Consider the following 9101-nt stretch of genomic DNA (forward strand, 5'->3'; position numbering starts at 1 on the left):
TACCCTGGAACGCGTGAGCCCGCGCCGTAACTCTCCCCGCCGCAAACCCGCCCGGGGCCGTAAGGCCCCCGGTGGCGCCCCCGACGACGAGGACGCCCTCATGCTGCGCGTCACCGGCGGGCAGCGCCGTGAGACCGGTCCCGACGGGGAGTGGGTGACGCGCCGCATACCCGGCGCGGCCGCCACCAAGGTCTACCGCTGTCCCGGGTGCGCTCAGGAGATCCCGACGGGCATGGCGCACGTCGTGGCCTGGCGCCCCTACGGCGACGGCGGCGACCGGCGCCACTGGCACTCCTCCTGCTGGGACCGGCGTTCCCACCGCGCGCCCCGATCCCCCCGTCACTGAGCCCCGGCCATCGACCCGGACACGAGGAGCCATGGAGATCCGAGCCACCACGGTGCTGCCCGCCGTGCGACGACCCATCACCCTGCACACCGCCGACGGCCTCGAACTGGTCGGTGAACTGGCCCTGCCCGAGAACCGCGAGCCGAAGGCCACCCTGGTGTGCCTGCACCCTCTGCCCACCGCCGAGGGCATGATGGACAGCCACGTCCTGCGCAAGGCGTCGTTCCGGCTGCCCGCGCTGGCCGACGTCGCGGTGCTGCGGTTCAACACCCGCGGTACCAGCTCGCGGCACGGCACCAGCCAGGGCGAGTTCGGCGAGGGCGAGACCGAGAAGCACGACGTGCTCGCCGCCATCGAGTTCACCGAGTTCGAGGGCCTGCCCGACCCCTGGCTGCTGGGCTGGTCGTTCGGCACCGAGCTGGCCCTCAAATGGGGTGCCGACCCGCAGGTCAGGGGCGCACTGCTGCTGTCGCCGCCGCTGCACCGCGCCGACGAGGCCGACATGGCGGTGTGGGCGGAGTCGGACAAGCCGGTGATCGCCCTGGTACCCGAGCACGACGACTACCTGCGCCCCGACGAGGCCAGGGAGCGCTTCGGCGCCATACCCCAGTGCGAGGTCATCGGCGTGGACGGCGCCAAGCACCTCTGGGTGGGCGAGCCGTACGTGCGCCGGGTGCTGGACGAGATCGTCAAGCGGGTCAACCCCGAGGCCTACCCGCTGCCCATCGAGTGGGACGGCCCGTACGAGAAGGACGTCCAGACGCTCCAGTAGCGTCCGGCCGCCCTCCGGACCGGGTGCCGTCCGGTCCCGAGGCGCCGCCGGCCTCGTCCGCCGCGCGTCACGGAGAAGGGCCCGCCCTCCCCGGCTCTGCCGGAGGGGGCGGGCCCTCGTGCTCGTGACGTCGGGCGCGTCAGTCCCGGAGGGACCTGGACGCTACTCCTGCCACCAGTCCTCGTCGTCGTCCGTGCCCTTGCCGGAGTGCGCGGGCTGCTTGGCCTCCTCGGCGGCCGGAGCGGACTCCTGCGGGAGCGCCGCGGCGGGGGCCGGGGCGGGGTCGACCGAGGCGGCCGCGGGAGCGGCCGGAGCGGCCGGGCNGCTGGAGGTGCGACTGGATGCTGTCGCGCTGGCGGTTGAGCTCCTCGACCTCCTTCTTGGCGACCGTCATGATCCGGTTGGCCTCGGCCTTGGCGTCGCTGAGCTGGTGGTCGGCCTTGGACTTGGCCTCGGCCTCGATCTGGGAGGCGCTCTTCTTGGCGTTGCCGACCAGCTGCTTGGCGTGGTTCTCGGCGTCGCGGCGGGTCTGCTCGGCCTGCTGGCTCGCCTTGGTGGCGCGCTGCTCGGCGCTGGCGGCCCGCTCCTCGGCCTCGTTGACCATCTTCTGTGTGGCGGCCTGGGCGGCGGCCAGGCGCTCGGCGTCCTGGCGCTCGGCCTCGGCCCGGCGGTCGGCCAGCTGGAGCTCGAACTGGTCCTCGGCCTCGGTGCGGCGGGCCTCGGACTCGGCGTAGGCGCGCTCGGCGTTCTTGCGCAGCTCCTCGGCCTGGCTCTTGGCGGCCTGGATGGTCTCGTCGCGCTCGCGCTTGGCGGCGGCGCGGGCCTGGGCGCACTCGCGCTCGGTGGTGGTGCGCAGCTTGGCGATCTCGCCCTCGAAGGTGGCGCGCTTCTCGGCGATCTCGTGGTCGACCGCCGAACGCTTCTTCTGCACCTCGCGCTCGGTGGTGGAGGACAGCTCGTCGGCCTCGCGGCGGGCGGTGGTGGTGATCTCCTCCGCCTCGGACTCCGCGGTCTGGCGGGTCTCGTCGGCCTCGCGCTGGGCGAGGGTGCGCACCTCGGTGGCCTCGGACTCGGCCGCCGCGCGCATGTCGGCGGCCTCGATCTTGGCGGCCGAACGGATGTCGTTGGCGTCGATCTGCGCGCTCTGGACCAGCTCGTTGGCCTGCTCCTCGGCCAGGCGCAGCAGCTCCTCGATGCGTGAGCCCAGGCCGGAGTAGGAGGGGCGCTCGCGCTCCTGGAGCTGGCGGTTCTTGGCGTTCAGCTCGTTCTCGAGCTTCTCGACCTTCTTGGAGTTCTGCTTGAGGTCGCTGCGCAGGCCTTCCAGATGGTCCAGCACCTGGTTTCGGTCAAAGCCACGCAACACCACGTCGAACTCGGGAGGGGTGTTGTCCTCGTCGAAGATGTTGTTGAGCTGGGTGTCGATGTTGTTTGACGGCATGTGGCGGAATCCTGAACGGGTGCGAGACGGCTACGTGCGAACGGCCGGGGACGGATGGGGAGGGCGGCTGCGCTGTCCCCGGGGGACGGGGTCCGGGTCACGAGGCGGGGGACGGGCCGATGCGGCGGGCTCCGGGAGCCCTCGACCGCCTCCGGTGTCGTCCGTGTACGCCCCGTCACCTGACACGGCGGTACGGCCGACCCGACTCGACTACCGGACTGTAAGACATGGACCAACGCCGGAATAGCGCATCCGGCAGCTAGCCGACTTTATCAAGCGCGGAACCCCAGGGAAGGGGGTTTCAGGTAACTTCCGGTGGCCTTCGGGGTCAACTGTGTCACGGGCACCCAACCTGTGACGTGTCCGGAACGCCCCCGTGATGTTGCCCGGAACCCACGGAACGCCCTCGTCACTCCTCTCCGCGCGGGCTCTGGACCAGCTCGGTCAGCACACCCCCGCAGTCCTTGGGGTGCAGGAAGACGATCCTCGCCCCCGCCGTCCCCCGCCGGGGCTCGGCGTCCAGAACGCGCACGCCGCGCTCGCCGATCCCCGCCGCGCTGTCGGCCACGTCGGAGGTGCCGAAGGCGATGTGGTGGACGCCCTCGCCGTTGCGCTCCAGGAACTTCGCCACCGGGGAGTCCTCACGGACGGGTTCGAGCAGCTGGAGGTAGGTGGCACCGCCGTCGTCGGTCCCGTTGACCCGGAGCATGGCCTCGCGCACGCCCTGCTCCTCGTTGACCTCCTCGTGGGCCACCTCGAACCCGTACGTCCGCCGGTAGAAGGCCACCGAGGCGTCGAGGTCGCGGCAGGCGATGCCCACGTGGTCGAGCCGGGACAGCCCCGAGAACGGTACGGAAGGGGAGGACGGGACCGAGGGGGAGGAAGAGGTTGCCGAGGAGGGCGGGGTGATGAACTCGCTGGCCGAGTGCGGTGCGTCACTCATGGGGTGAGCCTCCCGAAGGTCGCTTCCAGTGGTGTGGGTATCGTTGCAGACCAGGTGCGTCACCCATGCATTTGGAGGCCAGTTACGATGCCCAGTTCCGTCATCGTCGGTGGGGCGCGGACCCCCACCGGCAGACTCCTCGGCTCCCTCGCCGGGTTCTCCGCCGCCGATCTCGGGGGCTTCGCGATCAAGGCCGCGCTGGAGCGCGCCGGTGTCAGCGGCGAACAGGTCGGATACGTGGTCATGGGACAGGTGCTCCAGGCCGGTGCCGGTCAGATCCCGTCCCGCCAGGCCGCCGTCAAGGCGGGGATTCCCATGAACGTTCCGTCGGTGACGATCAACAAGGTCTGCCTGTCGGGCCTGGACGCCATCGCCCTGGCCGACCAGCTCATCACCGCGGGCGAGTTCGACGTGGTGGTGGCCGGCGGCATGGAGTCCATGACCAACGCGCCGCACCTGCTGCCCAAGTCGCGCAAGGGCTACAAGTACGGGTCGATCGAGGTCCTGGACGCGACCGCGCACGACGGTCTGACCGACGCCTTCGAGGGCGACTCCATGGGTGCCTCCACCGAGCGGCACAACGGCAAGCTCGGCATCGGCCGCGAGGAGCAGGACGCCTTCGCGGCCCGCTCCCACCAGCGCGCCGCCGCCGCGGCCTCCGCCGGGCGCTTCGACGACGAGATCGTCCCCGTGGAGATCCCGCAGCGCAAGGGCGACCCGGTCGTCTTCTCCGAGGACGAGGGGATCCGGGCCGACACCACCGCGGAGAGCCTGGCCAGGCTGCGCCCCGCCTTCGACAGCGAGGGCACGATCACCGCCGGGTCCTCCTCCCAGATCTCCGACGGCGCCGCCGCCGTGGTCGTGATGAGCCGGGCCAGGGCCGAGGAACTGGGCGTTCCGATCCTGGCCGAGATCGGCGCGCACGGCAATGTCGCCGGTCCGGACAACTCGCTGCACTCCCAGCCCTCCAACGCCATCAAGCACGCGCTGACCAAGGCCGGCCGGTCGGTGGAGGAACTGGACCTCATCGAGATCAACGAGGCCTTCGCCTCGGTGGGCATCCAGTCCACCCGTGACCTGGGCGTCTCGGAGGAGATCGTCAACGTCGACGGCGGCGCCATCGCGATCGGCCACCCGATCGGCGCCTCCGGTGCCCGGATCGCCCTGCACCTGGTCTCCGAGCTGCGCCGCCGCGGCGGCGGGTTCGGCGCGGCCGCCCTGTGCGGCGGCGGAGGCCAGGGCGACGCCCTGCTGTTCACGGTTCCCGCCGAGTAACGCGGTGCCCGGCCGCCGTCCGGCGGCCGCACCCTCCCTCGCGGGCTCCGGCCGCGGGCACCGGGAGATCCCCGACCGCCCGCGTGGCGGGCCCCGTGCGGGAGACCCGACCCGAAGACACTGTGTACCCCGGGAGAGCCCCGGGGGCACGACGCACCTGACAGCCGCGGGGCGGGGGCCACGAGCCCTCGCCCCGTGCCGCTTCCGTTGAACTGAGGAGTCCCATGCACGCCCCCCAGCTGGTCGAACGGGTCCGCGAGGGTGACCGCCGGGCACTGGCCCGCGCGATCACCCTGGTCGAGAACGGGTCCGACGCCCTGCGCGAGATCATGGCCGGTCTGGCCCCGCACACCGGACGGGCCCGGGTGGTGGGGTTCACCGGCTCCCCGGGGGTGGGCAAGTCCACCACCACCAACGCCGTCGTGCGCGCGGCCAGGGCCAGGGGGCTGAGCGTCGCCGTGCTCGCCGTGGACCCGTCGTCGCCGTTCACCGGCGGTGCCCTGCTCGGCGACCGCGTGCGGATGCAGGAGCACGCCACCGACCCGGGCGTGTTCATCCGCTCCATGGCCAACCGGGGGCACCTGGGCGGGCTCTCCTGGGCCACGCCGCACGCGCTGCGCGTGCTCGACGCGGCGGGGTTCGACGTGATCCTGGTGGAGACGGTGGGCGTGGGCCAGGCCGAGGTGGAGATCGCCGGGCAGGCCGACACGACCGTGGTGCTGTGCGCCCCGGGCATGGGTGACTCGGTGCAGGCCGCGAAGGCGGGTGTGCTGGAGGTCGCCGACGTCTTCGCCGTCAACAAGGCCGACCGGGACGGCGCCAAGGCCACCCTGCGTGAACTGCGCCAGATGATCGCCATGAAGGACCGCACGGACCAGGAGTGGAAGCCGCCGATCGTCATGACCGTCGCCTCCCGGGACGAGGGCGTCGACGAGCTGTGGGAGCGGATGGACCAGCACTTCACCCACCTGGAGGCCGGCGGGGACCTGGCCCGGCGCCGCCGCGCCCGCGCCCGGGACGAGGTGCAGGCGATCGTGCTGGACCTGCTGCGTTCACGCATGGGTGAGGTGGGTGACCGGACCGACCTGGACACGCTGGCCGGGGACGTGGCGGAGGGGCGCAGGGACCCCTACGCCGCGGCTGACGCGTTGGCCAAGGAACTGGGCGCCGACCTCGGCTAGGGAGCCAGGAGCCCGCGCAGCACCTCGGTGAAGCCCCCGGGGTCGTCCGCGAAGCCGCCGTGCCCGCCGGGGAAGGCGACCGGCGCCGTGCCGAGGCGCTCGGCCAGTGCCGCGCAGGTCCGCGCGGTGAGCAGTTCCCCCGACTCGGAGCCGAGGCCCACGACGACCCGGACGGGTCCCGTCGCGAGCGCGTCGGTGTCGGGTACGTACCGGGTGGTGTGCCGGAGTTCGTGGAGGTGGAACCGGGCGCTGTCCGCGAGGACCCGCTCGCTGAACTCCTCGTCCGGGACGGATCCTCCCCGTGGGAACCCGGCCTGGTCGGCGAACGCGTTCCGCGCCGCGGACAGCCCTTCCCGGAGGTAGATCGCGATGACGCCCTCGGTCGCGGCGCGCTGCTCGGCGGCGTCGGGCAGCAGTTCCAACAGGGGAGGCTCGTGCGCGACGACCGTGCGGATCCGGCCCGGGTGCCGTTCGGCCAGGGCGACCGCGGTCACCGCCCCACCGCTGGAGCCCAGCACATCGGCGGAGTCCGCACCGAGGGCGTCCATGATCGCGACGACGTCGTCCGCGCGCAGCTCGGGTGTGGCGTCCTGCTCCGGGTCGTCCAGAGGGCTGCGGGAGATGCCCCGGGGGTCGTGTGTGACGACCGTGCGGTCCCGCGCGAGCAGGTCCGCCACGGGAGCGAATCCCCCGGCGCCCATCGGGGCCCCCACGAGCATGAGGACGGGCCCCCGTCCGCGCACCTCGTAGTACAGCGTTCCGTCGGACGTGCGCAGGGTGTGCGCGCTGGCCATGGCGACCGCCCTTCTCGTGTGGCCCCGGGATCAGGAGCATAGACCCCGGTCCCGACGAACGCGGGCGTCCGCGCACCGCACACGAACGGCCGGTGCGGACCGCGGCGGTCCGCACCGGCCGTCTTTCCGGTCCCGGGCGCGCCCGGGACCGGAAACGCGTACTAGCTGGCCAGCGCCGTGTCGATGGCGGTCATGAGGCTGCCGTCGGCGTCGTCGCCGTCGACGGACCAGATCATGACCCCGCTGAGGCCCTGGGCCTGAGCCCAGTCGGTCTTCTGGGTCATGGAGGTCTCGTCGTCGTAGGACCAGAAGGTGTTGCCGTCGTACAGCCAGGCGGTGCCCAGCTCGTCGTCGCGGTACAGCTGGTAGCTTCCGGTGCCCACCAGGTCCTTCAGGACCTTCCAGTCCTCGATCCCGTCCTCGTAGGTGCCGGGGGCGGGACCGGTGGCGTTCTGGAAGAGGCCGTCACCGTTGGGGCCGGGGTCCACACCGGTCCAGCCGCGCCCGTAGAACGGCACGCCCAGGACCATGTCGGCCGGGTCGACGCCGCGGTCGAGGTAGGCCTGGATCGTGGTCTCGGTGGAGTAGACGTCCGGCCCGGGATCGTCCGGGTGCACACGCAGGTTGGACTGGTGGTTGGCGACGTCCTCCCAGCCGCCGTGGTAGTCGTAGCCCTGCACCGTGATGAAGTCGAAGTCGGTCATGAGCTGCGGCATCTCGAAGCCGAGCTCGATCTTCTCCGGGTCGGCGGGCAGGAAGGCGGTCAGCTCGTACTGGCGGTCGGTCTCGGTCTCCAGGGCGTCCAGCTGGTCGCGGAACTCCTGCACCAGGGCGGTGAAGTTCTCCTTGTCCTCGGGGCGGACGGTGTTGTGCTCGTGCCCCGCCGAACCCGGCCACTCCCAGTCGATGTCGATGCCGTCGAAGACACCGTAGGCGGAGCCGGGGCCGCCCGCGCCGTCGAAGACGGGCAGGTTGCCGCGCAGGAACTGGTCGATGCAGGAGGAGACCATGCGCTCGCGGGACTCGGCGGTCAGGGCGGCGTCGGAGAAGTGCTCCGACCAGGTCCAGCCGCCGAGCGAGATGTTGACCTTCAGGTGGGGGTACATCTCCTTGAGTTCGAGCAGCTGGTTGAAGTTGCCGCGCAGGTCCTGGTCCCAGGTGTCGCCGACACCGTCCACGCTCTCGGCGGCCGTGAAGGAGCGGCCGTAGTCGGCCCAGGCGTCGCCCTCGCCGAGCTGGTTGGCCATGAAGCACTCGCCGTTGGCGTTGATGTTGCCGAAGGAGTAGTTGATGTGGGTGAGCTTCTCGGCGGTACCCGAGGTCACCAGGTCGTTGACGAGGTAGCCGCGGGAGTAGATGCCCCACTGGGTGAAGTAGGCGACCCGGCGCTCCTGGGGCGGGTCGGTGGGGTCGCCCCCGTCGCCCTCCGCGTCGGTGGTGGCGGTGACGGGCGCGCTCTCCGGCCCCCGGTTGTTGGAGGTGTCGTAGGCGCGCACGGTGAACGTGTGCTCGGTCTCCGCCGCGAGGCCGGTGATGGTGGCGCTGGTACCGCTGACGGCGCGGACGACCTCTCCGCCGGAGAGGACCTCGTAGCCCGCGACCTCGACGTTGTCGCTGGCGGCGGTCCACGTCAGGTCCACGGTGGTGGAGGTGGTCCCGGCGACGGTCAGCCCGCCCGGCGCGGTGGGCGCCTCGGTGTCGTCCTGGCCGGGCTCACCGGAGCAGCTGCCTCCGTTGAGCGTGCAGTTCACGGGGGCGGTGTCGCCGCCGCCGTGGGTGCCGTTGAACCCGATGGAGTAGCTGCCGCCCGCGGGGACGTCGGCTCCCCAGGAGGGCGGGGTGATGGTGTACGTGTCGCCGGACTGGTTGAGGGTGGCGTTCCACAGGCTGGTGATCGCGGCGCCCGAGGGGAGCTGGAGCCCGATGCTCCAGTCGGTGAGCGGCGCGTCCGAGCCGTTGTCGATGGTGAGCTGCCCGCCGTACCCGGTCGACCAGCGGCTGGTCTCCACGTAGGTGACGGTGACGCCCGCGGGGGCGGCGGAGGCGGGGACGGGGGACAGGGCGAGGGGTAGGGCGATCACGGCTGCTGCCAGCACCGCGATCCGGTTGCGAAGTCGTGCTCTCACAGGGTGCTCCTGGTGCGTGAGCGGGTGTGGGGGAGTGTGCCTTCCGCCGCGTGGGCGGGCGGCTGCGGGGGTGTGCGCCCAGGGAGTGCGGTGTGTCGTGAGCGGACCGGCGTGGGGATGGCGGCGCGCGCGGGCGGCCGGGTGAGCGCGGACGGTGGCGTGTGCGGGGCGGGGGCATGGCGTACTCCAGGGGACGGGGCGGGGGATGGGGGTGGCTGGGGGGGGG

7 protein-coding genes and 1 pseudogene are annotated in these 9101 nt (G+C 72.2%); 4 read left to right on the forward strand and 4 right to left on the reverse strand.

Features of this window, described 5'->3' with window-relative positions; translation table 11 throughout:
• Together D455_RS0110980 and D455_RS0110985 are read left to right on the forward strand one after the other, a co-directional pair.
• A partial coding sequence (locus tag D455_RS0110980) for a hypothetical protein (RefSeq protein ID WP_017570775.1) occupies positions 1 to 346 on the forward strand: 346 nt, incomplete at its 5' end.
• Positions 347 to 377: 31 nt separating this feature from the next.
• Positions 378 to 1118: an alpha/beta hydrolase gene (locus tag D455_RS0110985; protein ID WP_017570776.1), complete on the forward strand. Its 741-nt coding sequence runs from the start codon at positions 378 to 380 to the stop codon at positions 1116 to 1118.
• A 162-nt stretch (positions 1119 to 1280) separates the two neighbouring features.
• Here the strand turns inward: D455_RS0110985 and D455_RS35890 are convergent.
• Both D455_RS35890 and mce read right to left on the reverse strand, forming a co-directional pair.
• Positions 1281 to 2556: pseudogene (locus D455_RS35890) on the reverse strand (DivIVA domain-containing protein).
• 409 nt (positions 2557 to 2965) lie between these two features.
• On the reverse strand, positions 2966 to 3499 hold the full coding sequence (mce, locus tag D455_RS0110995; RefSeq protein WP_051064619.1) for a methylmalonyl-CoA epimerase: 534 nt from the start codon (positions 3497 to 3499) through the stop codon (positions 2966 to 2968).
• 87 nt (positions 3500 to 3586) lie between these two features.
• On the opposite strand from mce, the gene D455_RS0111000 reads away from it, so the two are divergent.
• A complete protein-coding gene (locus tag D455_RS0111000) occupies positions 3587 to 4774 on the forward strand; it encodes an acetyl-CoA C-acetyltransferase (protein ID WP_017570779.1) in 1188 nt (395 codons plus the stop codon).
• Positions 4775 to 4998: 224 nt separating this feature from the next.
• On the forward strand, positions 4999 to 5955 hold the full coding sequence (gene meaB, locus D455_RS0111005) for a methylmalonyl Co-A mutase-associated GTPase MeaB (protein ID WP_017570780.1): 957 nt from the start codon (positions 4999 to 5001) through the stop codon (positions 5953 to 5955).
• On the opposite strand, the gene D455_RS0111010 is transcribed toward meaB, so the two are convergent.
• Both D455_RS0111010 and D455_RS0111015 read right to left on the reverse strand, forming a co-directional pair.
• Positions 5952 to 6749 carry an alpha/beta fold hydrolase gene (locus D455_RS0111010; protein WP_017570781.1) on the reverse strand — a complete coding sequence of 266 codons (798 nt, stop codon included), beginning with the start codon at positions 6747 to 6749 and terminating at the stop codon, positions 5952 to 5954. The two genes, meaB and D455_RS0111010, sit on opposite strands and share 4 nt — an antisense overlap.
• A 161-nt stretch (positions 6750 to 6910) precedes the next feature.
• Positions 6911 to 8875, reverse strand: coding sequence for a glycoside hydrolase family 18 chitinase (locus tag D455_RS0111015; RefSeq protein ID WP_026122519.1), 1965 nt, complete (start codon positions 8873 to 8875; stop codon positions 6911 to 6913).
• Positions 8876 to 9101 lie beyond the last annotated feature (226 nt).

This window comes from Nocardiopsis halotolerans DSM 44410 (assembly GCF_000341065.1).
Classification (GTDB): domain Bacteria; phylum Actinomycetota; class Actinomycetes; order Streptosporangiales; family Streptosporangiaceae; genus Nocardiopsis; species Nocardiopsis halotolerans.

Coding starts and splice junctions, on each gene's coding strand:
- D455_RS0110985 (WP_017570776.1), top strand. CDS start 378: ATGGAGATCCGAGCCACCACGGTGCTGCCCGCCGTGCGACGACCCATC.
- mce (WP_051064619.1), bottom strand. CDS start 3,499: ATGAGTGACGCACCGCACTCGGCCAGCGAGTTCATCACCCCGCCCTCC.
- D455_RS0111000 (WP_017570779.1), top strand. CDS start 3,587: ATGCCCAGTTCCGTCATCGTCGGTGGGGCGCGGACCCCCACCGGCAGA.
- meaB (WP_017570780.1), top strand. CDS start 4,999: ATGCACGCCCCCCAGCTGGTCGAACGGGTCCGCGAGGGTGACCGCCGG.
- D455_RS0111010 (WP_017570781.1), bottom strand. CDS start 6,749: ATGGCCAGCGCGCACACCCTGCGCACGTCCGACGGAACGCTGTACTAC.